Origin of the sequence: Mesorhizobium sp. BH1-1-4, from assembly GCF_020165665.1 — a bacterium.
Classification (GTDB): Bacteria; Pseudomonadota; Alphaproteobacteria; order Rhizobiales; family Rhizobiaceae; genus Mesorhizobium.
The window spans coordinates 173497-199235 of record NZ_JAIUIN010000005.1; the positions used below are offsets into that span (position 1 = coordinate 173497).

General features: G+C 63.3%; 24 protein-coding genes, 1 other RNA gene and 1 pseudogene. 13 read left to right on the forward strand and 13 right to left on the reverse strand.

Annotation, left to right across the window (positions count from 1 at the left end; translation table 11 throughout):
* The first annotated feature begins 70 nt into the window (after positions 1–70).
* Both LB569_RS11980 and LB569_RS11985 read left to right on the forward strand, forming a co-directional pair.
* A complete protein-coding gene (locus tag LB569_RS11980) occupies positions 71–403 on the forward strand; it encodes a hypothetical protein (protein WP_140701949.1) in 333 nt (110 codons plus the stop codon).
* A 128-nt stretch (positions 404–531) separates the two neighbouring features.
* Entirely contained in the window at positions 532–1653 is a 1122-nt protein-coding gene (locus LB569_RS11985) for a beta-ketoacyl-ACP synthase III (RefSeq protein ID WP_224692432.1), read from the forward strand.
* A 10-nt stretch (positions 1654–1663) separates the two neighbouring features.
* On the opposite strand, the gene LB569_RS11990 is transcribed toward LB569_RS11985, so the two are convergent.
* Positions 1664–2230 (reverse strand): methyltransferase family protein, encoded by a 567-nt coding sequence (locus LB569_RS11990; protein ID WP_140701947.1) that lies wholly within the window; start codon positions 2228–2230, stop codon positions 1664–1666.
* A 194-nt stretch (positions 2231–2424) separates the two neighbouring features.
* On the opposite strand from LB569_RS11990, the gene LB569_RS11995 reads away from it, so the two are divergent.
* Positions 2425–3042, forward strand: a complete 618-nt coding sequence (locus tag LB569_RS11995) for an MOSC domain-containing protein (RefSeq protein WP_224692433.1) — start codon at positions 2425–2427, stop codon at positions 3040–3042.
* Positions 3043–3081: 39 nt separating this feature from the next.
* Here LB569_RS11995 and LB569_RS12000 read toward each other — a convergent pair whose 3' ends face one another.
* From LB569_RS12000 to tsaA, 4 genes and pseudogenes are all read right to left on the reverse strand, one after another.
* Positions 3082–3921 (reverse strand): SDR family oxidoreductase, encoded by an 840-nt coding sequence (locus LB569_RS12000; protein WP_224692434.1) that lies wholly within the window; start codon positions 3919–3921, stop codon positions 3082–3084.
* Positions 3922–4076: 155 nt separating this feature from the next.
* Complete coding sequence (locus LB569_RS12005; RefSeq protein ID WP_224692435.1) at positions 4077–5033, reverse strand: D-amino acid aminotransferase; 957 nt, start codon at positions 5031–5033, stop codon at positions 4077–4079.
* 137 nt (positions 5034–5170) lie between these two features.
* Positions 5171–5485, reverse strand: coding sequence for a DUF2293 domain-containing protein (locus tag LB569_RS12010; RefSeq protein ID WP_224692436.1), 315 nt, complete (start codon positions 5483–5485; stop codon positions 5171–5173).
* Positions 5482–5987: pseudogene (tsaA, locus tag LB569_RS12015) on the reverse strand (tRNA (N6-threonylcarbamoyladenosine(37)-N6)-methyltransferase TrmO). The gene LB569_RS12010 and the pseudogene tsaA overlap by 4 nt, the downstream one beginning before the upstream one ends.
* Positions 5988–6183: 196 nt before the next feature.
* Here tsaA and LB569_RS12020 point away from each other — a divergent pair.
* Both LB569_RS12020 and metF read left to right on the forward strand, forming a co-directional pair.
* Positions 6184–7206: an ArsR/SmtB family transcription factor gene (locus tag LB569_RS12020; RefSeq protein WP_140701941.1), complete on the forward strand. Its 1023-nt coding sequence runs from the start codon at positions 6184–6186 to the stop codon at positions 7204–7206.
* Positions 7206–8123, forward strand: a complete 918-nt coding sequence (metF, locus tag LB569_RS12025) for a methylenetetrahydrofolate reductase [NAD(P)H] (protein WP_224692437.1) — start codon at positions 7206–7208, stop codon at positions 8121–8123. The genes LB569_RS12020 and metF overlap by 1 nt, the downstream gene beginning before the upstream one ends.
* Positions 8124–8576: 453 nt before the next feature.
* On the opposite strand, the gene LB569_RS12030 is transcribed toward metF, so the two are convergent.
* Positions 8577–9491 carry a DMT family transporter gene (locus LB569_RS12030; RefSeq protein ID WP_224692438.1) on the reverse strand — a complete coding sequence of 305 codons (915 nt, stop codon included), beginning with the start codon at positions 9489–9491 and terminating at the stop codon, positions 8577–8579.
* A gap of 208 nt (positions 9492–9699) precedes the next feature.
* Here LB569_RS12030 and LB569_RS12035 point away from each other — a divergent pair, with 208 nt between their 5' ends.
* Positions 9700–10920 carry an alanine racemase gene (locus LB569_RS12035; RefSeq protein ID WP_224692439.1) on the forward strand — a complete coding sequence of 407 codons (1221 nt, stop codon included), beginning with the start codon at positions 9700–9702 and terminating at the stop codon, positions 10918–10920.
* A 66-nt stretch (positions 10921–10986) separates the two neighbouring features.
* On the opposite strand, the gene LB569_RS12040 is transcribed toward LB569_RS12035, so the two are convergent.
* Both LB569_RS12040 and LB569_RS12045 read right to left on the reverse strand, forming a co-directional pair.
* Positions 10987–12165, reverse strand: coding sequence for a lytic murein transglycosylase (locus LB569_RS12040; RefSeq protein WP_224692440.1), 1179 nt, complete (start codon positions 12163–12165; stop codon positions 10987–10989).
* 173 nt (positions 12166–12338) lie between these two features.
* On the reverse strand, positions 12339–13139 hold the full coding sequence (locus LB569_RS12045) for a GH25 family lysozyme (protein WP_224692441.1): 801 nt from the start codon (positions 13137–13139) through the stop codon (positions 12339–12341).
* A 284-nt stretch (positions 13140–13423) separates the two neighbouring features.
* Here LB569_RS12045 and LB569_RS12050 point away from each other — a divergent pair, with 284 nt between their 5' ends.
* Positions 13424–14803: a serine hydrolase domain-containing protein gene (locus tag LB569_RS12050; protein ID WP_224692442.1), complete on the forward strand. Its 1380-nt coding sequence runs from the start codon at positions 13424–13426 to the stop codon at positions 14801–14803.
* 155 nt (positions 14804–14958) lie between these two features.
* On the opposite strand, the gene LB569_RS12055 is transcribed toward LB569_RS12050, so the two are convergent.
* From LB569_RS12055 to LB569_RS12070, 4 genes are all read right to left on the reverse strand, one after another.
* Complete coding sequence (locus LB569_RS12055) at positions 14959–15267, reverse strand: HigA family addiction module antitoxin (protein WP_140701934.1); 309 nt, start codon at positions 15265–15267, stop codon at positions 14959–14961.
* 8 nt (positions 15268–15275) lie between these two features.
* The gene (locus LB569_RS12060; RefSeq protein WP_224692443.1) at positions 15276–15572 is read right to left on the reverse strand and encodes a type II toxin-antitoxin system RelE/ParE family toxin; all 297 of its coding nucleotides are present in this window, start codon (positions 15570–15572) and stop codon (positions 15276–15278) included.
* A gap of 108 nt (positions 15573–15680) precedes the next feature.
* Positions 15681–16379, reverse strand: a complete 699-nt coding sequence (locus tag LB569_RS12065; protein WP_224692444.1) for a class I SAM-dependent methyltransferase — start codon at positions 16377–16379, stop codon at positions 15681–15683.
* Positions 16376–17674, reverse strand: a complete 1299-nt coding sequence (locus LB569_RS12070) for a DUF3419 family protein (RefSeq protein ID WP_224692445.1) — start codon at positions 17672–17674, stop codon at positions 16376–16378. Before LB569_RS12070 ends, LB569_RS12065 begins: the two co-directional genes overlap by 4 nt.
* A gap of 464 nt (positions 17675–18138) precedes the next feature.
* Between LB569_RS12070 and LB569_RS12075 the strand changes: the two genes are divergently transcribed.
* Positions 18139–18582 carry a hypothetical protein gene (locus LB569_RS12075; protein WP_224692446.1) on the forward strand — a complete coding sequence of 148 codons (444 nt, stop codon included), beginning with the start codon at positions 18139–18141 and terminating at the stop codon, positions 18580–18582.
* Positions 18583–18632: 50 nt separating this feature from the next.
* Here LB569_RS12075 and LB569_RS12080 read toward each other — a convergent pair whose 3' ends face one another.
* On the reverse strand, positions 18633–22265 hold the full coding sequence (locus tag LB569_RS12080) for a hydantoinase B/oxoprolinase family protein (RefSeq protein WP_224692447.1): 3633 nt from the start codon (positions 22263–22265) through the stop codon (positions 18633–18635).
* A gap of 184 nt (positions 22266–22449) precedes the next feature.
* Here LB569_RS12080 and LB569_RS12085 point away from each other — a divergent pair, with 184 nt between their 5' ends.
* The 5 genes from LB569_RS12085 (at position 22450) to rnpB (ending at position 25670) form a co-directional block, all read left to right on the forward strand.
* Positions 22450–22662 carry a hypothetical protein gene (locus LB569_RS12085; protein ID WP_140701930.1) on the forward strand — a complete coding sequence of 71 codons (213 nt, stop codon included), beginning with the start codon at positions 22450–22452 and terminating at the stop codon, positions 22660–22662.
* Positions 22663–22821: 159 nt separating this feature from the next.
* A complete protein-coding gene (locus LB569_RS12090; RefSeq protein ID WP_140701929.1) occupies positions 22822–23541 on the forward strand; it encodes a J domain-containing protein in 720 nt (239 codons plus the stop codon).
* Positions 23538–24293, forward strand: coding sequence for an N-acetylmuramoyl-L-alanine amidase (locus tag LB569_RS12095; RefSeq protein WP_224539889.1), 756 nt, complete (start codon positions 23538–23540; stop codon positions 24291–24293). Before LB569_RS12090 ends, LB569_RS12095 begins: the two co-directional genes overlap by 4 nt.
* A 196-nt stretch (positions 24294–24489) precedes the next feature.
* Entirely contained in the window at positions 24490–25206 is a 717-nt protein-coding gene (locus tag LB569_RS12100; RefSeq protein WP_224692448.1) for a lytic transglycosylase domain-containing protein, read from the forward strand.
* 65 nt (positions 25207–25271) lie between these two features.
* An RNA gene (gene rnpB / locus LB569_RS12105) (RNase P RNA component class A) lies at positions 25272–25670 on the forward strand.
* The last annotated feature ends 69 nt before the right edge of the window (positions 25671–25739 follow it).

Consider the following 25739-nt stretch of genomic DNA (forward strand, 5'->3'; position numbering starts at 1 on the left):
CCCGTTCTCGCCGCCATGCGCAATTCATCTTGCGGGCTCATGATGGCCCGTATGCAAGGGGGTGAATGCGATGTTGAGAAAACTGCTTTATGGGTGTGGGGTGTGCGCGGCGGCGCTTCTGGCTTTCTCGGTCTCGGCCGAGGCCAAGCGAGCACGGTGCTTCACCAGCGATGACGGCTATTTTGCATGCGCCTACCGGGCGATCGACGATGCCGGCAGCTTCCGCATCTCGGCGCCGGGCTATCCGACCTATGTGCTGGAGATCGACGGACCGGGCTTTGCCTATGGCTATGTCAATCTCGGGCGGCGCAACGTGCCGCTGCCGGGGCAATTCGTGCGCAGCCGCGACGACGGCGCGTGCTGGAACAACCCGCAGACCAATACCAAGCTGTGCGCCTGGTGAAGCTTGTTGAGCCGGCCCAAACCTTTGGTTTAAGCCGGCGTAAACCGGCCAGATGAGAAAAGTGTTGCGCCGAAGCGTTTCGGCGCCCACATGAAGCCGCATCGCCCGCGGATGGGACGGACTGGAACATGCATCGCGTCATCATCAGCGGCATCGGCGCTGAAATCCCCAAGCCTGTCATCACGAACGAGGAACTGGTCGCCAGCTTCAATGCCTGGGTCGATACGGAGAACACGCGGCGCCAGGCCGCCGGCGAGACGCCGCTGCAGAAATCGGATGCCGACTTCATCGTCCATGCCTCGGGTGTGCGCTCCCGCCACGTGATCGAACGGGAAGGCATTCTCGACCCGACCCGCATGGCGCCGCGCATTCCGGCGCGCCCGGACGACGCGCTCTCGCTGCAGGCGGAATTCGGCATCGCTTCGGCTGGGAAGGCGATCGAGCACGCCGGCATCGCGGCGTCGGAGATCGATCTGGTGATCTGCTCGTCCTCGCATCAGCAGAGGCCGTATCCGGCGATCGCCATCGAAATGCAGGAGGCTCTGGGCACGCGGGGCGCCGGCTTCGACATGGGGCTTGGCTGTTCGTCCGCGGCGGCGGCACTGCACATGGCGGTCAATCTGGTGCGCTCGGGCGCCCACAAGCGCGTCCTGGTGACGACGCCCGAGATCATCACCGGCCATCTCAATTTCCGCGACCGGCAGACGCACTTCATCTTCGGCGACGCTTCGGTGTCGATGGTGGTCGAGGGGCTCACCCAGGGGGAGAAGCGGCCGGGTCGCTTCGAGGTGCTGGACACGCGCCTCTGGACGCAGATGTCGAACAACATCCGCACCAATCTCGGCTACCATACCCGCACCGCCCAGGACGATCCCTACATGATCGACCTTGAGGGCAACCTCATCAAGCAGGTCGGCAACAAGGTGTTCAAGGAAGTCACCGTCGCCGGGCACAAATTCATCGTCGAATTCCTTGCCGAGCACGGTCTGACGCCGGAGGCGATCAGGCGCTTCTGGCTGCACCAGGCCAATGCGCGCATGAACGCGATGATCCTGAAACTGGCGTTCGGCCATGATGTCGACCACGACCGCGCGCCGATGGTGCTGGAGCGGCTGGGCAACACAGCGGGCGCCGGCGCCATCGTGGCGCTTTCGGAAAATCATACCGACATGAAACCAGGCGATTTCGGCCTGATCTGCGCCTTCGGGGCCGGTTATTCGATCGGTGGCGCGCTGCTGCGGATGCTGTGAGGGCTGCGCGTCAGGCCGGCGTGAAGGGAACCAGCATCGGCACTCGCCGCGCGTAATCATCATAGGCGGGGCCAAGTTCGCCGCGCAGCAGACCCTCTTCCAGCCTTGCCTTCACGACGACGCCGATGATGAGCAGCGCCGTCCCTGCAATGCCCCAGATCGTGCCCTTCGCCGCCATGGTGGCGAGCACCGACAAGAGCAGCCCGGTATAGATCGGATGCCGGACCAGGCGATAGGGGCCGGTGTCAACCACGCGATGATCCGCCTTGGCGGTGACCGAAGCCGACCACAGCCTGCCCAGATGGATGCGCGCCCACCAGGCGAAGGCGATGCCGACCGCAACCAGGGCAACGCAGGCCCAGGCTTCGGTAAGGGTCGGAGCCCACAATCTTAGCCGGCCTTCATAGCCGTGCGCTGGAATGAAGAGCAGGGCGGTGCCGGCCAGCCAGAAGACGCGGTAGCGGGCCTCCGCTCCGATGGTGGCGCGCTTTTTGGCCGGGTCGGCCCAGGATGCGGCCAGGATCCAGGATACCACCCAGAACAGCCAAAGCGCTGCGATTGCCGTACCGGGGCGCATGCGGAACCTCCATCCATGGTCTGGACCACCATGAAGCCGGCGCGGCGCGGCGGCAATGCGGCGCCGCGCCGGTTTGCGGTAAGAAGGTTGTGATCAAGCGGCATCGTCGCGGCTGATCCTTCCATCAGCAATTTCGACTGGACGTCTTCAAACCCAGCCAGCTATTCCAGTGCTTCGCGAAAGGACGCAACGCCATGCTGGATCTCTTCCCCGAGGCCGAGAAGCCGGTCGAAATCATCCCGGCGAAGAAGCTTACTGCCCGCGCGGCCGCGCTCTATGTCGCGCCAGCGGATCATTTCCAGACAAGACCCGTGGATGAATTGCGTCTGGGTTTCGACGGCATATCGGGCGATTTCCATGCCGGGCCGACGCGGCGCTCGGGCGGACGCGAGCCGTGGTATCCGCGCGGAACCGAGATGCGCAATGAAAGGCAGCTCTCCATCGTGGCGGCGGACGAACTGGCCATCGTCGCCGAACGGATGGGCCTCACCGAAATCAGGCCCGAGTGGATCGGTGCCAATCTGGTGATCGAAGACGTGCCGCATCTGTCTATGCTGCCGGCCGGCACGCTGCTGTTCTTCAAGGGGGGCGTGACCCTCAAGGTGGACGCACAAAACGGACCATGCCGTATCGCCGGACGATCGATCGCCGAGAATGTCGGAATGGCCGATGTAGAAGCCGGTGCGCTGTTGTTTCCCAAGGCGGCGAAGCGATTGCGCGGTGTGGTCGCCTGGGTTGAAAAGCCCGGCATCGTCAGGGCCGGCGAAGAGATTTCAGTGCGCGTGCCGGAGCAATGGATCTACAAGGCATAGCCACGCCGCCGGGGAGGCGGCGTGGCAGAACGGCAAAGGTCAGCCCTTGCGGTTCTTGTTGGCGCCTTGCGCCATGACGGAGACATGGTCCCACTTGTCCCAGGTGGCGAGGCGGTTGGCGTATTCCTGGCGGATCATCGGCAGGCCGCCATCGCCGAAGAAGACCCTAAGCGGCGGCTCGGCCGCATCGACGATGGCAAGCATGGCCGGGCCGGTCGCCTCGGGATCGCCGGCAACCGAGTTGGCGCGGCGCTCGGCCATTTTGGCGCGGGCAGGTGCGTAGGCCTCGATCGGCTTGGAGACCTTGGCCGATGCTCCCGACCAGTCGGTGGAAAAACCGCCCGGCTCGACCAGCGTGACATGGATGCCGAATTCCGCGACCTCGATGCCGAGCGACTGGCTGAAGGCTTCCAGCGCCCATTTGGAGGCGTGGTAGAGGCCGAGCGAGGCAAAAGCGTTGACGCCGCCGATCGACGAGATCTGGATGATGTGGCCGGACCGCTGCGCCCGCATGATCGGCAGGGCGGCCTGCGTGACCCAGAGCGCGCCGAACACATTGGTCTCGATCTGGTCGCGGGCTTCCTGCTCGCTGACTTCCTCGATGGCGCCGAAATGGCCGTAGCCGGCATTGTTGATGACGACGTCGAGCCGGCCAAAGCGCTTGTGCGCCTCGGCGACAGCGGCATCGACGGCTTTCTTGTCGGTGACGTCGAGCTTTATCGCGGCGATGTTGTCGCCGTATTTTTCGACGAGATCGGCGAGCGTGCCTGTGTCACGGGCGGTCGCGGCAACGCGGTCGCCACGCGCCAGTGCAGCCTCGGCCCAGACGCGGCCAAAGCCTTTGGACGATCCGGTGATGAACCAAACCTTGGATGTCATGATGTTGGATCCTTGCCCCTGCGGGCGTAATTTCTGGATAAAAGCGGAGGCTTCTCCGCTTTCGGGCATATACGGCCTGTCCGGCGATTTTCCAGAGGCGAGGGGAAATCTTTTTGAACAAGGCGCCTTCTGATCTCTGACCAGGCGCCGCTTAGTCAGGGGTAGTTCACCTCGGTCGACCAGGCGGGGTCGTCGTGCTTTTGCCAGTAGAGCGCCATCAGCCGGCTGGTGATCGGTCCGACCTTGCCGCCGGCGATGTCGGCGCCGTCGATCCGCGTCACCGGCATGATGCCGCCGGCGGTCGAGGTGATGAAGACTTCGTCGGCGGCCTTGAGCGAGGCGACGCTGACATCGGCGGCCTTCGCGGTGAGGCCTTCCTCGCCACAGAGATCGAAGACGGTGCGGCGGGTGGTGCCCGGCAGCACGCCAATGGCCGGTGTCGCCAGCACGCCGTCCTTGACGCGGAAGACGTTGAAGCCGGGGCCTTCGGCGACATTGCCGTTGAAGTCGAGAATGAGCGCGGTCTCGGCGCCGCGATCATAGGCATCGTAGAGGCCGCGCACGAGATCGAGCCAGTGGTAGTTCTTGATCGCCGGATCGATCGAGGCTGGCGGAATGCGCACCTTGTCGCTGATGGCGACATGCAGGCCCCGCTGCAACTGCTCGGCATTGGCGACCGAGCCGAACGGCACGGCGAACGCCATGAAGCGGTTGATCGCCTGGCGCGGGTCGCGGCTGAAGCTCGGCGAAGCGCCGCGCGTACACAGCATCTCGACATAGGCGGCGCGATGACCCGAAAGTGCCGTGCAATTGTGCAGGATCTCGGCGACGCCGTCGCGATCGAACGGGATCGTCATACGCAGCTTCTCCAATCCGCCGAAGAAACGGTCGAGATGCAGATCGAGGCGGAAGAAGCGGCCGTTCCAGACATGCACCGTATCGTAAGTGGCGTCGGAGTGCAGAAATCCCCAATCCAGCACCGAGACCTTGGCTTGCGACATCGGCAGGTACTGGCCATCGAGGAAGGCAATGCCGTCGGGATAGGAATGCGGGTCGATGTGGCGATCGCTCACCACAGGCAGCAACGGTGTATCCTGTGCGATTTGGCTCATCGGCAGCTCCTGGCCATTGCCTCACAAGCTATCGGCGGCAGGCCGGGCGCATAGAGCCAGTCGTCCGACTTCAGTCGTCCTCGATATGACGATCCGGCCAGCACGGCGAGGCGAGTACCGTTCCGTCTGGCATAGCCTCATTCCTGCTCGTCGTCGGCGTCGAGCAGGCGGGTGGCGCGCCAGCGCGTGAGCACGATGTTGGTCTGTTCGATGACGAAGAAACGCGCGGAGTCGCGGTCATAGCCTTCGCTGAGCAGCTTTTCGTAGTCCGTGTGCATGTGACGGACATGGGCAATCGTCGCCAGCCAGACCGCGATCGTCGGCGGCAAGGTCTTCATATGCACGGAGCCGGCATCGGTGCGGATCTTTTCCATGTCGGCATAGGGGGCCAGCGGCAGAAGTGCTGTCAGCGCCTTGGCGATGGCGCGGCGGCGGCCGGTCGGCGCGCTCATCGCTCCTCGCGCCCCTCAACAGTCGCCTCGGCAATGGCGTCGGTCGAGGCGAAATAGGGCTTGATGTCGATGACCGGCGTGCCGTCGAGCACGTCGATACCGTCGAGGTCGATGCGTCCGGTGGAGACGTCGAGCGCGACGAGCTTGGCTACATGCAGGCCGATCGGGTTCGGCCGGGCAGGCGAGCGCAGGCCGAATACGCCTTTGGCATCAGCCGCATGGCGGGGTTTCTGCACGATCAGATTCCGCGGTGCGTGGTGCAGCCAGGAGAGGATGACGACGGGCTGGCGCGCTCCAGTCCGCGCAGACCTTCTCGATAGGGCGCGTCGATGGTGAGCACCGCGGGCTGTCCGGTCTCACGTGCCGCGCGCATGTTCTTCGGGCAGCTTTCCCGGGTGGTCCAAGGCGAAGCGATGCGGCCGATGAAGACGAAGCCGCCATCGGGCGGCATCGTCGCCGGATCCTGCTCCAGTCTCCGCTCGCCTTCGCGTGCCTCGAACATCTCACGCGGTTCGCTCATTCTGCCCATCTCTGCGCTGGTGCCTGTCATTGCCCCAAGACCGCACCACATTTTGCCGTGGTACGCACCGGAAAAACACGCATGCGGCATTTTGTTGTCCGGGAGCGACATAGCGCTTGCACGGTTTTAAAAATCGACATAAACATATGTTTATATCTTTCTCAAAGAGAATGCGCTCATGCACGTTTCGCTCGACACCATGGTGGATACGCTGAAGGCGGCGGCCGAATCCAGCCGGCTGCGCATATTGGCACTTTTGTCGCGCGGCGATCTCACAGTGTCCGACCTTACCGAGATTCTCGGCCAGTCGCAGCCACGTGTCTCGCGGCATCTGAAACTGCTGCTCGAAGCGGGGCTGATCGGCCGCTACCAGGAAGGGTCATGGGCATTCTTCCGCTTGTCGGATGCCGATTCGGCGCGCGATTTCGTGCTGAGGCTGGTGGCCGGCATTCGTGACGCCGACCCGCAGGTCGAGCGCGATCTGGAGCGGCTGGCTTCCGTCAAGCGCAAGCGCCAGGACCGCGCCACCGAGTATTTTTCGCAGAACGCCGCGAGCTGGGATCATATCCGTTCGCTGCATGTGCCCGACCGCGCCGTGGAGGCCGCGATGCTGAAGCTGGTCGGCAAGCGGCCGTTCCAGTCCATGCTCGACCTTGGCACCGGCACCGGGCGGCTGCTCGAAATCTTCTCGCCGCTCTACCGGCGCGGCGTCGGCATCGACATGTCGCGCGAGATGCTGACCGTGGCACGCGCCAATCTCGACAAGGCCGGCGTCTCGAATGCACAGGTGCGGCAGGGCGATATCTTCTCGCCGCCGGTTGAGCGCGATGCGTTCGATCTCGTCACCATCCACCAGGTGCTGCATTATCTCGACGATCCCGCCCGCGCCATCCATGAGGCGGCGCGGCTGCTGCGCCCGGCGGGCCGTCTGGTCATCGTCGATTTCGCGCCGCACGCGCTGGAATTCCTGCGCGACGAGCATGCCCATATGCGTCTGGGCTTTTCCGACCGGCAGATCGGCGAGTGGTTCTCCGAAGCCGGCCTCGATCTCGAGGATGCCCAGGAATTCGAACCGCGCGGCGGCAACGAGGCCAGGCTGACCGTCAAGCTTTGGCTTGGCCGCGACCGGCGCCTGCTGATCGCTGATCCCGCCAATGCCAGCCAGCAGACCAGAGTGAGCTCGATAGGGGAAATCGCCTGATGAACCAGTTTCGCTTTTCCCGCCGTCCCGATATCGGCGACAAGGTCAGGGTTTCGTTCGAGTTCTTCCCGCCGAAGAACGACGAGATGGAGGCGAGGCTGTGGGACACGGTCACAAGGCTGGAGCCGCTGCAGCCGAAATTCGTCTCGGTGACCTATGGCGCCGGCGGTTCGACGCGTGAGCGTACCGCGCGCACCATCGGCCGCATCCTGAAGGAGACCAGCCTGACGCCGGCCGCGCACATGACGTGCGTCGACGCGGCCCGCCATCAGGTCGACGCCGTGATCCGGGAATTCACCGACATGGGCGTGAAGCGCTTCGTCGCCTTGCGCGGCGATCCGGCGGAAGGCGTCGGGGCTGCCTACCGGCCGCATCCGGACGGCTACGCCAACGGCGCCGAGCTGGTGGGTGCGCTGAAGGGCGCCGGCGATTTCGACATCTCGGTTTCGGCCTATCCCGAAAAGCACCCGGAAAGCCCCGATTTCGCCACCGACATCGACATGCTCAAGCGCAAGGTCGACAATGGCGCGACGCGGGCAATCACCCAGTTCTTTTTCGACAACGATCTCTACGAGCGTTACGTCGAGCGCGCGCGCCGGGCCGGCATCTACATTCCGATCGTGCCAGGCATCCTGCCGGTGCACAATTTCACCCAGGTCGCCAATTTCTCGGCGCGCTGCGGTGCGCTGGTGCCGGCGTGGCTGGCGGAGCGCTTCGAGGGCCTGCAGAACGACCCGCAGACGCATGCGCTGGTGGCATCCGCGGTGGCCGCCGAACAGGTCCTGGACCTGGTCGAGCGCGGCGTCGGCGATTTTCACTTCTATACGATGAACCGGGCCGATCTCGTGTTCGCCGTCTGTCACATGATCGGCATCCGCTCGCACGAGCCGGACGTGGCCGGATCGGCTGCCGCCTAGGGGTCAGCCGGACAAGCAAAAGGCCGGGTAAAAACCCGGCCTTTCGAATTGGTTGGACTATTTGGTGCTGGTCTTCCCCGTCTTGGCGGGTTCAGGGAAGGACGCCCATAATGAGGGCGCCGATGAAAGCAAACGCAGCACAAATCATCAATGCGTTGATTGGCCTCGTAAGTCCCATGACATAGCCTCCTCTTAAAGAGCTATGTCCGGAGTCTAGGTTCATTTGTGCCACAGGCAAGCGGAAAATATGCTGCATTGCGACGTGATTGTGGATTTTGCGACCCAAGGTTCGCCGTTAGCCGTTGAAACTCCTTGGCAAAACCCCGCTTCGGACCTGTGAATAAATTGTGGCGGGACGGTGTCGTCAGTGTGTCATGACAGCGCTACCTCCGCGAAAGTCACATTCGACTTTCGCGTCGAAAGTCACATCCCACTTTTGCGACATGCCTCGCCCTAGCGGCGCGCGAATATTCGTCCGTCGATGGTGACGAGGCCAAGGCCGATCAGCACCACGCCGCCGATCTCGAACAGTTCGAGCCGTTCGCCCAGGAAAAGAAAACCGAGCAGCATGGCGCTGGCCGGCACGACCAGGGTGACCAGCGAAGCGTTGGTGGCGCCGGCCGAGGCGACGAGGTTGAAGTAGAGGATGTAGGCGAAGGCGGTGGACAGGAGCGCCAGCGCCAGCACGGCCGCCCAGACCGGCGGCGAGGCGGAGAACAGGCCGGACGTGCCATGGGCGAGGAGCACGATCGGGATCATGATGATGGTCGAGGCCGTCAACTGTCCGGTGGCGATGACCGGCGAGGGCACGCCCTTGAAGCGGCGGGCGACCATCAGTGCGATGCCATAAGACAGCGAGGCGCCGATCAGCGCGAACTTCGCCCAGGCCGGGCCGCCCAGGTTGGCAATCAGGCCTGGACCGATCATGACAGCCGTGCCGGCGATGCCGAGCGCGATGCCGGCGAGCTTGTTCCAGGACAGTTTTTCGTCCGAGGTCAGGGCGTTGGCGAGGATCAGCGTCCAGAACGGCGTCGTGGCGTTGAGGACAGAGGCGACACCGGCGCCCAACTGGGTCTGGCCGGCGAAGATCAGCGAGAAGGGGATGACGTTGTTGGTGAGGGCCAGCAGGAAGAACAGGCCGGCATGCGGCAGAGCGAGGCGGAAGGACGGGCCGCGCAGGCCGAGATAGAGTTGCAGCGCGACCGCCGCGATAGCGACGCGAAACAGCACCAGCACTAGCGGGTGAAGTTCCGCCACCGCGATGCGGGCGAAGAAGAACGAGCCGCCCCAGATCGCGCCGAGCAACAGCAACTGGCCCCAGTCCTTGAGCGCCATCGGTCCCCGTGGGGCGGTTGCTGCTATCGCCATGTGATTTGTCCCCCAGGCGGCTCCAGGCCGGCCAGCCAGACGGAAGCCATATCGGGTTCGGCGACAAGGGCCACCCGAAACCTGACCGACAGCCAAGCTTCCCGGCAAAAAGGCTACTGCCGCACCGTCAGCGGTGCGAGACACAGAATTGTTTTCATTAGCCGCTAGCTTGGATTAATTGTGCGCAGGCTGAAGTCGAGGATTCGTCATGCAGCGATTCGAGAATGCCCGCGAGGCGGCACTGGCGCTTCGCCCGGACGATCCGGTCTATTGCTTTCGTCCGCAGGTCTTGAAGGCCGACGCCAGGCAGTTCATGGGCATGTTCCCCGGCAAGACCGCCTATGCGGTGAAGACCAATGGCGAGCAGATCGTGCTGAAGACCTTGGTCGAGGCCGGCGTCACCGCTTTCGACGTCGCCTCGCCAGGCGAGTTCGCCGCCGTGCGCGCCGTCTCGCCCGATGCCGAAATGCTCTACATGCATCCGGTCAAGGCGCAGTCGGACATCAAGCTGGCGCTGGAGAAATACGGCATCCGCGTCATCTCGCTCGACCATGAGGACGAGATCACCAAGGTGACCCGGGTGGTGCGGGCGCTCGACATCGATCCCGGTGCGGTCACCGTCTTCGTGCGGGTGCAGACCAAGGGCCATGCCGCTTACGAATTGTCGAAGAAATTCGGCGCGGGGCCGGCCTATGCGGTCGAACTCGCCGAGCGGCTGAACCGCACCGGCTACAAGGTCGGCCTCTGCTTCCATGTCGGCAGCCAGATCGAGGATCCCGACACCTATGAGCGGGCGCTGGCCTCGGCCGACTGGGTGCGCAACCGGCTGACCTTCGACATTGCCGGGCTCGATGTCGGCGGCGGCTTTCCAGCCGAATACGGCCACGATCCCAACCGCAAGCAGATCGAGATGCCATCGCTCGGCCAGATCATGTCGCGGCTGTCGGGCGACCTGAAGGAATACCAGTTCGACCAGATACCGCTGGTGGCGGAGCCGGGCCGGGTGATCGTGGCGCGCTGCCTGTCGCTGATCGTGCGCGTGCTGTTGCGCAAGGGCAAGCGTCTCTACATCAATGACGGCATCTGGGCGTCGCTGTCGGATTCATGGACCGGCAAGATCACGCTGCCGGCGCGCTTCATTCCCGATCCGGCGATCCGAACGCGCAATGGCGACGAGAAGAACATCGTGCCGTTCAAAGTGTGCGGCGCGACCTGCGATTCCGTCGACATCCTGTCCAGGCCGTTCTGGCTGCCCGAAACCGTCGACACCGGCGACTGGATCGAGATCGGCCATATCGGCGCCTACTCGCTGTCGCTCAGGACCCGCTTCAACGGCTTTTATCCCGACACCTTCGTCGAGGTGACGACGCCCTTCGACGAGGGCGACGCGCCGCAAGGGTTTGCGAGCCTGGAGACGATGGCGGATTAGGAAAAGAGTGAGTAGTGAGTAGTCAGTAGGGAATTCTCCATATTTCACTACTCACTACTCACTACCTTACAACTTCCCCAACAACTCCGGCGTCGGCCAGCCATCCACCGGCATGCCCAACCGCATCTGTTCCCTGCGGATCGCTTCACGGGTGTTGGTGCCCAAAATGCCGTCGACGGTGCCGACGTCGTAGCCTCTGGCTTCGAGCTTGGTCTGCAGTTCCTTCATCTGGTCGTTGTTGAGACCTGGCTCGGGATTGCGCGGATCGAGCGGCGGCGCGCCGGCGAGCCGCGCGGCGAGATTGGCCGCGGTCAGCGCGTAGGTAAAGGACTGGTTCCATTCGAGATAGACGTCGAAATTCTCATAGGTGAGGAAGGCCGGACCCTTGCGGCCCATCGGCAGTGCCAGGCCGGCCTTCAGGCCCTTGTCGACCAGCGGCGAGCCGTCCGGATTGGTGACGCCCCACTGCGCCCACTGCGTCAGCGGCAGTTTGTTGGTGCGCCCGGTCTGGTCCCACGGCATCTCCTCGGGCACGCGCACTTCCTGGATCCAGGGCTCGTCGCGCTTCCAGCCGCGCGACAGCACCTTGTTGCCCGTGGTCATGATCACGTCCGGCACGCTGTTTCGCAGGTCAATCTTGCCGTCCCCATCGCCGTCGACGCCGCGCGCAAGATAGTCGGACGGCAGGATCTGCGTCTGGCCGATTTCGCCGGCCCAGGCGCCCGTGACATCGGCCGGCAGCACGCCGCGATCGATCAGTTCCAGGAGCGGCACCAGTTGTTGCCGGAACAATTGCGGGCGGCGGCAGTCATGCGACAGGGTCACCAGCGCGCTCAGCGTATGGAAATCGCCCTGGACGGCGCCGAAATCGGTTTCAAGCGCCCAGAAGGCGGTGATGACAGGCGCCTGGACGCCGAATTGCTGGTCGGCGCGGGCGAAGATGTCGGCGTATTTCTTCATGTTCGCCGCACCTTGCTTCAGCCGGTAGGCCGAGATCATGCGGTTGGAAAACTGGACGAAGGTTTGCGTGAAGACGCCCTGCGCGCGGTCGCGCGCCAGAGCCCTCGGGTCAAAAGTGGCATCCTCCAGCGCATCGAGACCCACGGCGCCGACACCGGCGGCCTTGGCTTCCGCCGCGACGCCCTGTTTCCAGGTTTCGAAATCGCCGCCGCATTCCTGCGCCATCGCCGGCAAGGCCGTGGCGCACAGAAACAGCGCCGCGAGGGCTTGGGAACGCAGTCGCATCAGCTTCCTTTCGAAACGAAGAGGGCATTGGCGTGCCTGGAGCCCAACGCCCTGAATTACCAGCGGTTGCACTCTTTACCGCCGGTAGTGTCGAAAAGCAGGCGGCAGGCCCGGTGTCAACGGTTCTTCTGCCGCAGTCCTATCCCAGTGCCTTCGCTGCCGTTGCCGAAATGTCAGCGCGTGTTCTGCCGCAGCCACTTGTTCCAGGCGGCTTCCGAGCCGTTGAAGACGTTGATGTCGGATTTGCCAGTCATGCCGGGAACGATACCGGTTCCGGTGTACTGCCAGAAGGTGAAAGGGTGGCTGCCATATTTTTCGCGTGGGTGGCCGGCGACGGAGCGCAGCCAGTAGGGATAGCCGCGGAAGGTCGACAATTCATTGTCGTCGAAGAAATCGACCGAGGTGTAGATGATCGGTTTCTTGCCATAATGCCGCTCGACGATTTCGAGGAAGGTGGTCATCTCCGCGCGTACCGTGGCCGGGTCGGGGCGCAGGCGGCAGGTCGGCGATTTCGGATTCCATTCCATATCCAGCACCGGCGGCATGGCCGAGCGGTCGACAGGCACATTCTGGATGAACCAGCGCGCCTGGGTGGCCGCCGGCGTGCAGAAATAGAAGAAATGATAGGCGGCGCGCGGCACGCCGGCGGCCTTGGTGCGCGCCCAGTGCTCGCTGAAATATTCATCGAAACGGTCGCCGCCCTCGGTCGCCTTGATGAAGGCGAAGGAAATGCCGCTGGCCCTGGCCGCCGGCCAGTCGACCGAGGTCTGGTATTTGGAGACGTCGGTGCCGTGGACGGCATAGTTCCATGGCGCGCCGCTGTCCCATTCATGCGGCTTGGAATCGGCGAAGCGCGGCGCGCGCACGGCCACCGTCGGACTGCTCGACGCGGACGGCGACAGCGGCGACAGATCGTCCACGGTCGAGCAGGCGCCGAGCAGCGTCAGCATGAAAAGAACCGCAAGACGGCGCATCGCAACTTCCAAGCCGGAATCAGCCGGTCGCTGATGGGTCTGTGCACCGATGGCCGAAGTTGGTCTGGCCCCCTCCAGGCGATCGCCCCACGCATCGCCTGATATCTTGATTTCATGCATGTCGTTGTCCCAAAACCGCTGCGCATTTTTAGGCGACATGCATCATGTGATCGCCGATCATGGTTGATAATCAGTTGACGGCGCTCGACAAGAGGCCCGATTTTGCGGAAGCAATGGCGGCAATTCGATGACATAAGGGCAGGCGATTGCCTGGGAGGAAACGCATGCGGTTCGTCGTCCAGATCGTCAAATGGCTGCTTGGCCTGATCGTGCTGGCGGTCGCCGCGCTGTTTGCCTGGCTGTATATAGCGCCGCCGGAACTCATCCGCGTCGGTTCGGGCTATTCGGCCAAGATCGTCTGCTCCAACGTCTTCATCGCCGGTCGCGACGCCAAGGAGGTGCTGGCCGTCGACGTGCAGGCGCCCGGCCACCCGCTGCTGCGGCTGATGTGGGTCTCGGTCGACAAGAACCGGGGGACGGTTTCGGCCGGCCTGCTCGGCTTCCTCGGCAAGAGCGAGGCGGTTGCCCGCGACGGGCTGGGCTGCGCTTCGGTTCCGGACGGCGATGTCGGCAAGGCGCGGCGCACGGCGGTCCATGCCGAACCCGCGGCGACGAGCCAGGACGCGTTGTGGCCCGAGGGCGAGCGGGTCGATGCCTCGCAGAATCCGGAGGTCTCAAAGATCGTCGGCGACGACGCGATGGCCGGCACCGGCATGCGCGCGATCGTCGTGGTCAAGAACGGACGGGTCGTCGCGGAACGCTATGGCGACGGCTTCTCCGCCAAGACGCCGCTGCTCGGCTGGTCGATGACCAAGACGGTCAACGCCGCCATCGTCGGCACGCTGGTCAAGGACGGCAAGATGGCGGTCGACAACAAGGGCCTGTTCACGCCGTGGAAGGCCGACGGCCGCGCCGCGATCAGCCTTGCCGACATGATGGCGATGTCGAGCGGGCTGGAATTCAACGAGGACTATGGCGACGTCGCCGACGTCACGCGCATGCTCTATCTCGAGCCCGACATGGCGGGCTTTGCCGAAGCCAAGCCGCTCACCGGCGAGGTCGGCAAGGTGTTTTCCTATTCGAGCGGCACGGCGGTGATGCTGTCGCGGCTCTGGCAGGACGCGGTCGGCGACAAGGCAAAGGCGCTGACTTGGCCACGTACGGCGCTGTTCGAGCCGCTCGGCATGCACAGCGCGGTGCTTGAGACCGACGAGCAGGGCACTTTCGTCGGCTCGTCCTACCTCTACGCCACGGCGCATGACTGGGCGCGCTTCGGCCAGTTCCTGCTGCAAAGCGGGGTGTGGAACGGCAACCAGGTGCTGCCGGCCGGCTTCGTCGACTGGATGCGCGAGCCGGCGCCCGCCTCGAAAGTCTACGGCAAGGGCCAGTTGTGGATAGAGGCGCCGGGCGATGAGGAAAATCCCGGCGCGGGCGTTGCCGCCGGACTGCCGAAGGACGCTTACTGGATGGAAGGCCATGACGGACAGACCGTCGCCATCATTCCCTCCGAGCAATTGGTCGTGGTGCGGCTCGGGCTAACGCCGGCCAAGCTCAACTACCGCCCGCAGGCAATGGTCGGGGCGCTGGTGAAGGCGCTGCACTAGAGCAATTCCAGGAGAAGTGTGTAACGGTTTTCCCGGGAGAAGCGCGTAGCGCTTCCCCTTGGGAATTGCGTGGAAACAAAGAGCTAGAGCGGTTCGGCGTTTCTATTAAACGCTGAATCGCTCTAAAGCGGAAGTCGATCGATACAATCTGTCTTCTATGCCGCGGTCGCCAAAGGCTTGGCGCGATCGACACGCGCTCGCTCGTCGGGCGAGTTCATGACCGTCCAAAGATCACTGCGGCGCTGCACGTTGAGCCAGAAATCCGGGCTGTTGCCGAAGACCCGCGCCAGGATGAGCGCGGTCGCAGCCGTCACGTTGCGGCGGTCGTTGCACAATTCGTTGACATGCTTGCGCTGGACCCCCATCGCTTCCGCCAAAGCAGCCTGTGTCAGGCCAAGCGGCTGCATGAATTCTTCCGTGAGGATTTCGCCCACCGTTGCAGGCTTGCGTGTGGTCATCAACATGTGTCACCTCACCTGTAGCTATGGTCGTCGAGATAAATATCCGACGCTTCACCGCGGCCGCCATCCCACCGGAAGATCAGCCGCCATTGGTTGTTGACGCGGACTGAATGGAAGCCATCGAGATTGCCGCGCAATTTTTCGAAATGGTTGCTCGGCGGTACACGCAAATCCTGATCGGTCATCGCGTCGTCGATCATCTGGAGTTTGCGGAACAGACGGCTTTCAAGATCGGAGGGAATGTTGCGGGAGTGAAGGTCTTCCACGAAAAAAGCCCGCAGCCATCCGTTCCGAAACCCGACAATCACTTTCTACCTCCAGCATGGAGACAGTGTACCACCCTTCGGGTCATTCTGCAATTGCAACAAGCGAACCAACTGGTCGTATTGGCTGCTGATAGCTATAACTTAAGGTCGTTATATCTGCGACGTCGGATGCCGAGCTTTGATAACCGCTAGCCAGGCATAACCACGATAAAGCGTGCGAAAACGGAAGGTTGCGCCGGTTCGCTCGGCTTCCGATTCCAGAACATCTCGCAGGGATTCGCGCGGGGTGACGTGGAATTTTTTCAGCCAGCCGCGCAACAAGGCGCGGAACCAGCGCGGCAGGCCTTCCTGCTGGCCGAAATCGACCACGTGCAGCGAGCCCGTCGGGGCCAGCGCGGCAAGTGCCGCCGAGACCGTCTTCTCCCAGCCCGGGATCATCGATAGCGAATAGGAGACGAAGACCCGGTCGAAGCTGGCTTTGCCGAACAGCGCCTTGGCGGCGAAATCGGTGGCATCGCCCCTTGCCAGCACGACCCGGTCCGACAGGCCTTCGCGGTCGATCGCCTTGCCCGCCGTTTCCAGCATTTCGGCCGAAATATCGAGACCGAAGAAGCGCGCGTCTGGATAGGCGCGGGCGGCGAGGATGATGTTGCGGCCGGTGCCGCAGCCGAGCTCCAGAACGGTGCCGCCCGGCGGCACGTCCAGCCCCGCGATCAGCCGGTCGCGGCCGAGCAGGTAGTATTTGCGCGTCAGGTCATAGATGTGGCGCTGCCAGCGGTAGACGCCGTCCATCAGTTCGGCATGGTTAGCCTTGAATTCGGGGCTGGCCGGCAGTTCCGTCGTGCTCATGCCGCGCGCTTCACATAGAGGTGGAAGCCGCCATAGATGGCGGAGCGGTCGCGGGCCGAGAATTCGCGCGACGCGTCGTCTTGATAGTCCCACTGGTCGAGCAGCGAGGTGGAGACGCGCCCCGGCAGCAGGCTGGGCTCGGCGGCGGTGCGAAAAATGACGCGGGCGCCGGCCGAGGCCGTGCGGGTGATTTCCGACCACAGCGCATTGAGCTGGTCGTCGGTCATCCAGTCCTGCGCGTCGAGCAGGATGAAACGGTCGACGGCGCCGGCATCCTTGCCGGCGAGGAATTCGATCAGGTTGGCATGGTGGATGGCGACGCGGTCGATGTTGCCGCGAATGGTGTCGTAGTTCTGCTTTTCCAGATAGGCGGGCAGGGCGGCCTCACCGGGCTCGGGATAGCGGCGGGCGAAAGCCTGCCAGGCGAAGTAGTTGTTTTCCAAGGGAAAGTCACAGGCGAGCTTTTCCAGCCGGGCCTTCAGCACGCTGGCCATGGTGCCGTCGCCGGAGGTGATCAGCGAATCATACTGCGCCGGCGGAATGCCGAGGCCGAACAGGGAAGCCTTGCGCGAGGTCGCCCATTTCAGAAGTTTCCTGTCGAAGACCGGCGCCAGTTCCTCGTTGAAGAAGCGGCGCTGCTCGCCGATATTCCTGGCTTCCATCATGCGCGCCGGGTTGACGCCGAAGAATTTCGCCGTGCGGTGGCCCATGGCAATGAACAGGCCGAGCAGTCCGGTCTGGTAGAAATTGCGGTCGAAAACAGCGATGCGCCTGTTGCCGCACCAGTTGCGGCGCTCCCAGTAATGCCGGCTGACCGGATCGAGATGCGGCGCGATGAAGCGGTCGTAGGCTTCCGAATTATGGCTGGTATCGGCTGCACCGAAGAAGCGGAACAGGTCGCCTTGCGAGGGCAGATGGCGAACCGCTTCCAGCTTCATGCGGTTCAGCGCGATGTGGGCGGCGTTGAGGTCGACGGCGTCGATCCGTGCCGGCGAGCGGGTGAGATAGGCCAGGATGTTGCAGCCGCCTGACGCGATTGTGACGACGCGGTGGCCCTCGCCAAGCTGCATCGCCTCCATGTCGACGTCAGGGTCTTCCCAGATCTGCGGATAGACCAGGCCGGAAAACAGGAAGGCGAACAGCCGCTCGGAAATGCCGGCTTTCGAAAGCGCGCGGTTCTGGTAGACGGCCTTGCCAACTTCCTTGCCGCGGCGAAAAACCAGATCCGAGGAGACGTCCGTCATGGCAAAGTGATTCCCCATTTGCTTTGCCGCAAGCGGGTAGCGCAGCGTCATGACAGCCCGGTGACAGCCTGTTGACGTGAGTTCCGGCCTGTAATGGCGCAAATCAGTTCGCGCCTCCGCGCAAGGCGCTACTCCACTGCGGACCTCAGTCGAAATGATCGCCTGTGGGGCTTCCAATTATCGCGTGATATTACCAATCGGTTTTCAACCTAGGAGGATGGCAGCATGAGCGGCAGGGGTCGATTGGGCATCTTGATCGCGGCTACTTTGGCGGGAATTACAGTGGGAGGCCTGGGTTGGGCGATAGGGCTGAAACTCGAATACAATCGGAATCTGGGCATCCAGACGGCTGACAGCGATCGTGAGATTGCTGACTGGACGTTTGGAATGTTGGTCACTTCCATCATCACAACCGGTGCTAGCGTTGGTGGCCTGTATTGGGTTGCCCAGTCGCTTGCGGCGAGCCGCAGAGCAAACGAATTAAGTGCCCAATCCGTTGCTACCTCTGAGCGAGCATGGATTTTCACAACTCCTCGGGCTACGAGCCCGATAAGATTGACCCAAGACCAGGGTTGGGAAGTCGACATCGTAATGGAAAACCGCAACTGCGGAAAACTGCTGCCTTACAAGTCCACACCAACGTTCGTTCAGCTGTCTTCGGCACACATAAGGCCAAGCTGATTGAGATGATAAACGATTCGGACGACTCGATCGCCGGGCACGTGGGAATGATGCTCGGACCTGGCGAACTTTTCGAACGGGAGTGGGGCCTGACCTCCGACCGTGACCCCCTTACGCCCGCTGAGGCGGTGTTGATTGGCTACGATCTGCTAATCGGTGTCATCAAATACCGCACCTTGTTTGACAAGCAACAACACTATACGGCCTTCGTCTATCAGATCCACAAAACTGACGATCAGGTGACCTTCCGCCCTTGGGCTGGTGGGAGCGCGACCTAAGGGAAACTGCCACGTCACCTGACTCGCCGGAGCGAATTCTCGAAGCTTCCTCAGGCGCGGCCAAACCCGCCGGGCGTCGGTGTGGTCAGGATGACAGCCTCGCCTGCCTCAAGCATGGTCTGGTCACAGGCTTTCAACACATCGACCGTGCCGCCGTTGCGGCGCACTTTGGTTGAGCCGACCTCGCCGTCGCCGCCGCCGTCCAGTCCTTGCGGCGGGCGGTTGCGGTGCGAGGACAGGATCGCGCATTCCATCGTCTCGAGGAAGCGGATGGTGCGTCTTGTGCCGTCGCCGGCATTCCATTTGCCCTTGCCGCCGGAACCCTGGCGGATGTGGAAATCCTCCAGCACCACGGGAAAGCGCAGTTCCAGCACTTCCGGGTCGGTGAGACGCGAATTGGTCATGTGGGTGTGCACGCCCGACGTGCCGGCAAAGCCGCGCCCCGAATTCATATGCCCTGCCGGCGAGCCGGAGCAGATCGTCTCGTAATACTGATATTTCTTGTTGCCGAAGGTCAGGTTGTTCATCGTTCCCTGCGCATTGGCCATCGCGCCCATGGCGCCGAACAGCGCGTTGGTGACGTGCTGTGAGGTCTCGACATTGCCGGCGACGACGGCGGCAGGGTAGGCGGGCTTCAGCATGCAGCCATCGGGAATGACGATGTTGATCGGCCTGAGGCACCCGGCATTCATCGGGATCATGTCCTCGACCATGACGCGGAAGGCATAGAGTACCGCGGCACGAGCGACGGGCTCCGGAGCGTTGAAATTGTTCTTCATGACAGGCGACGTGCCGCTGAAATCGACGGTCGCCTCGCGTTTTTGCCGGTCGACCGATATCCTGACCTTGATCACCTGGCCCGTATCGGTCGGATATTCATACTCCGATGTATCGGGCAGCCGCTCCAGCACACGCCTTACGCTCTCGGCCGCATTGTCCTGGACATGGCCCATATAGGCCTGGACGACATCGAGGCCGAAATGCGTGACCATCTTGCGCAACTCCGCCACGCCTTTCTCGTTGGCCGCGATCTGGGCCTTGAGGTCGGCGATGTTCTGGTGCGGGTTGCGGGCCGGATAGGGGTGGTCGGTGAGCAGCGTATGCAGCTCCGTCTCGCGGAATTTTCCGCGGTCGACGACGCGGAAATTGTCGAACAGCACGCCTTCCTCGTCGACCGTGGTGGCGAGCGGCGTCATCGAGCCGGGGGCGGTGCCGCCAATATCGGCGTGGTGGCCGCGCGAGGCCGCCCAGAAGAGGATGTTTGTCCTGGCATCGTCGAAGACCGGCGTCACCATGGTGATGTCGGGCAGATGGGTGCCGCCATTATAGGGGGCGTTCAAGGCAAAAACGTCGCCGGGATGGATATCGCCGGAGTTCAGCCGGATGATGGTTTCGACCGAACGGTCCATGGAGCCGAGATGCACCGGCATGTGCGGCGCATTGGCGACCAGCGCCCCGGTGTGGTCGAAGACCGCGCAGGAAAAATCCAGCCTTTCCTTGATGTTGACGGAATAGGCGGTGTTCTGCAGCGTCACGCCCATCTGTTCGGCGATCGACATGAAGAGATTGTTGAAGACTTCGAGCATCACCGGATCGGCTTGCGTGCCGAGGGCTGCGGCGCGCGCTTTCTTTTCCGTGCGGCGTATGACGACGTGGTTGACGTCCGTGATTTCGGCCCGCCAGCCAGGCTCGACGACGATGGTCTGGTTCGGCTCGATGATCAAGGCGGGACCAGCGACCAGACTGGACGGCCTGAGGTTTTCGCGGCGGTAGACGCCAGCTTCATGCCACTTGCCTTCCGTGTAGACAGGCCTGGTCTCGGAGGTGTCCGGCTTGGCCTTCGCCGGTCCGGCGGGCGCATGGGCTTCGGCGCTGGTCTGGCCGGTTTCGGTGCCTTCGACGCCGACCGTCTCGACGATCATCGGCTTGTCGTCATAGACGAAGCCGAACTGCGCCTTGTGGGCGATTTCGAAATCGCGCCTGGCCTGGAAGATCGAATCCGCCTCGAAATTCACCGGCAGTGCCGTGTCGGTGCCGTCATAGCGGATGTGCAGCACCGGCTTGGTGGCGACCGCGTTCTCGGCGATGCCTTGCGCCGCCAGCTCCGCGACCACGGCCTTTTTCAAGGTGGCGATGAGGTCGCCGATCTCCGTTCTGGACTCTTCGGCGAGCGGCTTCAGCAGCGCCTGCTGGCGCGAGGCGAACACCGAGGCGAGGCCGATGCCGTAGGCCGAAAGCAGGCCGGAGAAGGGATGGATCAGCACCGCCTCCATGCCGAGCGCGTCGGCGACCAGGCAGGCGTGCTGGCCGCCGGCGCCACCGAAGCAGTTCAGGAGATATTCGGTGACGTCGTAGCCGCGCTGGACGGAAATCTTCTTGATCGCATTGGCCATGTTCTCGACCGCGATGGTGACGAAGCCTTCGGCGACCGATTCCGGCGAGCGGTCGTCGCCGATTTCGGCGGCAAGGGCGGCGAATTTCGCGCGCACGGTTTGCGCGTCGAGCGGCGCGTCCTGGTCCGGGCCGAAGATCGACGGGAAGAAATCGGGCCGCAGTTTGCCGAGCATGACGTTGGCATCGGTGACGGCAAGCGGCCCGCCGCGCCGGTAGGCGGCGGGGCCGGGATTAGCGCCAGCGGAATCTGGTCCGACGCGGAAGCGGCCGGCCTCGTAGTGCAGGATCGAGCCGCCGCCGGCGGCGACGGTGTGGATGCGCATCATCGGGGCGCGCACGCGCACCCCGGCGACTTCGGTGTCGAAGGCCCGCTCATATTCGCCGTCATAGTGAGCGACGTCGGTGGAGGTGCCGCCCATGTCGAAGCCGATGGCCTTGTCGAAACCGGCGAGCTTCGCGGTCTCGACCATGCCGACGACGCCGCCGGCCGGGCCCGACAAAAGCGCGTCCTTGCCTTGGAACATGTCGGCGGCGGTGAGCCCGCCGGAAGACATCATGAACATGAGGCGGGGGGATTCGTCGTTCCCTCCCGCCGGGCCCAGTTCTCCCGCCACCCTTTGCACATAGCGCGACAGGATCGGCGACAGATAGGCGTCGACGACCGCCGTGTCGCCGCGGCCGACCAGCTTGATCAGCGGCGAGACCTCGTGGCTGACCGAGACCTGGCCGAAACCGAGCTTGCGACAGACCTTTGCCACCGCCTTCTCGTGATCGGGATATTTCCAGGCATGCATGAAGACGATGGCGACGGCGTCGATGCCATCGGCTTTCGCCTGCTCCATGGCCGGCCGGCAGGCCGCGATGTCGAGCAGCCGTTCGACGCAGCCATCGGCGAGCACGCGCTCGTTGACCTCGATGACGCGCTCGTAGAGCTGTTCGGGAAGGATGATCTCCTTGGCGAAGATGTCGGGCCGCGCCTGATAGGCGATCTTGAGCGCATCGCGAAATCCCTTGGTGATGAGCAACAGCACACGATCGCCCTTGCGCTCCAGAAGGGCGTTGGTGGCTACCGTGGTTCCCATCTTGACGTCGCCGATCAGGCCGGACGGGATGGCGGCCGCCGGCTCCAGGCCGAGCAGGTCGCGGATGCCCTGAATCGCCGCATCGGCATAGGCCTCGGGATTCTCCGACAGCAGCTTGCGCGGATGCAGCCCGCCTTGCGGGTCACGGCCGATAATATCGGTGAAGGTGCCGCCGCGATCGATCCAAAAATCCCATTTCGCGGCCATGCCTGTGTCTCCGGTATTGCGTTTGCGGTGTCGTTGTTAAAGCGCCGAAGCGCCGGCAGCAATGTCGCCCGCATGCCATTGATGTTACAGGCGGAAACGCAACGTTACGAAACCCTCGGCCCAGTCACGCATTTTCCCTTCGACCGTTCACCGCAACGTGAACGTGTGTTGAAGGAGAGATGTTATGAAAAAGATCATTCTTGCTTCCGTGTCCGCACTTGCCCTGCTGGGCGTCGCGGCCTGCAGCGACAGCGGCACCGGCACTGACAACACCACGACGCAGAGCACCAATCCGCCGGCCGCCGAGCAGCCGATGAAGCCCGCGGCCCCGACTGATAATTCGACCAAGCCTGCCGAGCCGGCTCCGGCAACGCCTGCTCCTGCGCCCGCGCAGTAGTTTGTAAGCAGTGAGTGTCTTGGGAGGGAGGCCGGCGTGATGCCGGCCTTTTCTCGTGAAGACCCACCATCGGCACCGGCAATCGCCTCGGGTTCACAGGCCTAGAGGTGGCCTTTATTGGCTTGATAGCGGGGACCGGTTCGCTCTATGAAGCGGGCCATGTCGATTTGGGACCGCCTCGGCGACTTCATCACGCGGGTTTCGTCTTCGACCACGTCTGGCGTCGCCGACGTGGTCGAAGCCGTGCGCACGGTTTTTTCCGGCGACGCCGACCTGCGCCGCCGCGTCGCCTTCTCGGTGGCCATGATCGCGCTGTCGGCCAAGATGGCCAAGGCCGACGGCATCGTCACCCAGGACGAGGTGCGTGCGTTCCAGGAAATATTCGAAGTGCCGCCGAAGGAGACGCGCAACGTTGCACGTCTGTTCGATCTCGCCCAGCAGGACGTGGCCGGTTTCGAAACCTATGCCGAGCGCATGGCGCAGCTTTGCGGCTCCGGGCACTCCAATTGCGTCATGCTGGAAGACATACTCGATGGCCTGTTCCACATCGCCAAGGCCGATGGGCTGGTGCATGAGCGCGAAGGCATCTTCCTGCACCGTATCGCCGAGATCTTCCGCATCGACGACACGCATTACGAGTCGATCATGGCCCGGCACGTCAATCTTGGCGCCGGCGACCCCTATGTCGTGCTCGGCATTGAGCGCGGCAAGCCGTTCGAGGAGGTCCGGAAACGCTATCGCAAGCTGGTGTCCGACAACCATCCGGATCGGCTGATCGCGCGCGGGCTGCCGCAGGAATTCATCAAGATCGCGACGACCAGGGTGGCGGCGATCAACGCGGCCTACGAGATGATCGAACGGGGTCTGCGGCACGCATGAGCGGCTTCCTGCCCGACGAGCCGAGCGCGGAGGTCAGGGTGTCACCGAATTTCGGGCCAAGGCGCGACGGGCTGAAGCCGGACATGATCGTGCTGCACTATACGGGCATGGCGACCGGTGCGGGGGCCGAAGCCTGGCTGTGTGATCCCGCCAGTGAAGTCTCATCGCATTATCTGGTTCATGAGAATGGACACATCGTGCAGATGGTCCGGGAAAGCGACCGCGCCTGGCACGCCGGCCAGAGTTCCTGGTTCGGGCGCACCGACATCAATTCCTGCTCGGTCGGCATTGAAATCGTCAATCCGGGCCATTCACTGGGCTATCCTGGCTTTCCGAAACGTCAGATCACGGCGGTCATCGCGCTGTGCAAGGGGATCGCCGCGCGGCATGGAATCGCCGCCGAGCGGGTGCTGGCGCACTCCGACGTGGCGCCGGGGCGCAAGATCGATCCGGGCGAGAAGTTTCCATGGGTGGCGCTGTTTAAGGCCGGTGTCGGCCATCTCGTGCCTGCCGCTCCCATCCGGCGCGGAGCCGCGTTGAAGTCCGGCGACCACGGTCCCGATGTCGAGGAGCTGCAGTCGATGCTGTCGATCTACGGCTATGGCGCCGAGATATCGGGTGTTTTCGACGATCGGACACGGATCGTCGTCGAGGCCTTCCAGCGGCATTTCCGGCCGCGCCGGGTCGACGGATTTGCCGACGGCTCGACGATGCGTACGCTTCGGAACCTGCTTGCTTCCGTCGGGTCATGACCCGATTCAAGTAATCCCCAACGTCATAAAGTTACGAACTGTCACGGAAAGTGACTTGCCCCGCCTTCATTGGTTCCAAATCCGGCTTCAAAGGGCGTTTCGTACAGTTTGTCGGACATCAAGCCCCCGCATGTTCCGATAGTAATCAAGCGACGCCGCGCGAAATCTTCGCATGGCCCCAACAGAACAGGATCACATGCAGAAATTGACCGTTTTAACGGCAGCTCTTGCTGCCGGCGCAATGAGCTTTGCCTTCAGTGCGGCCGACGCCGCGCCCTTAAGCCAGCGGGCCGATCAGGGCCTCGTCACGGCATCCGCCAAGGGCAAGCCCATTTCGGCCAAAGGCAGCAAGAGTGCGAAGGCGACGACGAAGCAGGCTTCCGCGAAGGTGGAAAAGGCAAGCTGGGCCAAGGCGCGGAAATCCTCCGCCAAGAGGACAAAGCGCGGCCGCAAGACCGTGGACATGACGACGACGGCATCGATCGGTCTCAGGAACGTCGCCGCGTCGACCGCGGCGGTGGCGAGCAGCGGCCAGTATTCCGCGATTGTCGCCCGCTATGCGGCGAGCTACCAGGTTCCGGTGTCGCTGGCCGACGCCGTGATCAAGATCGAGAGCAATTACCGGCCGAACATGGTCGGCGGCGCCGGTGAGATCGGCCTGATGCAGATCAAGCCGGCAACCGCGCGGATGATGGGTTACAACGGATCGGCCAAGGGCCTGTTCGATCCCGACACCAACATCAAATACGGCATGAAGTACCTCGCCATGGCGCGCGACCTCGGCGGCGGCACGACCTGCGGCACGATCCTGAAATACAATGCCGGCCATGGCGCCACCCGCATGAATCCGGTTTCGGCGGCTTACTGCAGCAAGGTCAAGGTTCAGCTGGCGGCTGTCGGCGCGCCGGCTTGACAAGAACCGGTCACGACGGGCTTTTTCGGTTGCGTTTTGTGGTGTGAACCCCTTTATACGCCCTGCCAGCTGGCCGGGCGGCCGCACCCGCAAACGCCGAAAGGCCGCGGGTGAGGAAAGTCCGGGCTCCATGGAAACACGGTGCCGGTTAATGGCCGGCGGGGGCGACCCCAGGGAAAGTGCCACAGAAAGCAAACCGCCACGACTTGTCGGGGTAAGGGTGAAAGGGTGGGGTAAGAGCCCACCGCGCGACTGGCAACAGGAGCGGCACGGTAAACCCCACCGGGAGCAAGACCGAATAGGGGCGGTGCGAGGGGAAACCCTCGAGGGCTGTTTCCGGCTCACCGTCCGGGTAGGTTGCGTGAGGCGCATGGCAACATGCGCCCAAGATGAATGGCCGCCACGTTCTCGCCTCGCAAGGGGCGAGGGCCATACAAAACCCGGCTTATAGGCCAGCTGGCAGTTTTCTCCGCGATATCCGGGATAAGTCTTTGGATATCAGAAGGTTGCGCCCTTGGGCGCAGCTTCCGATT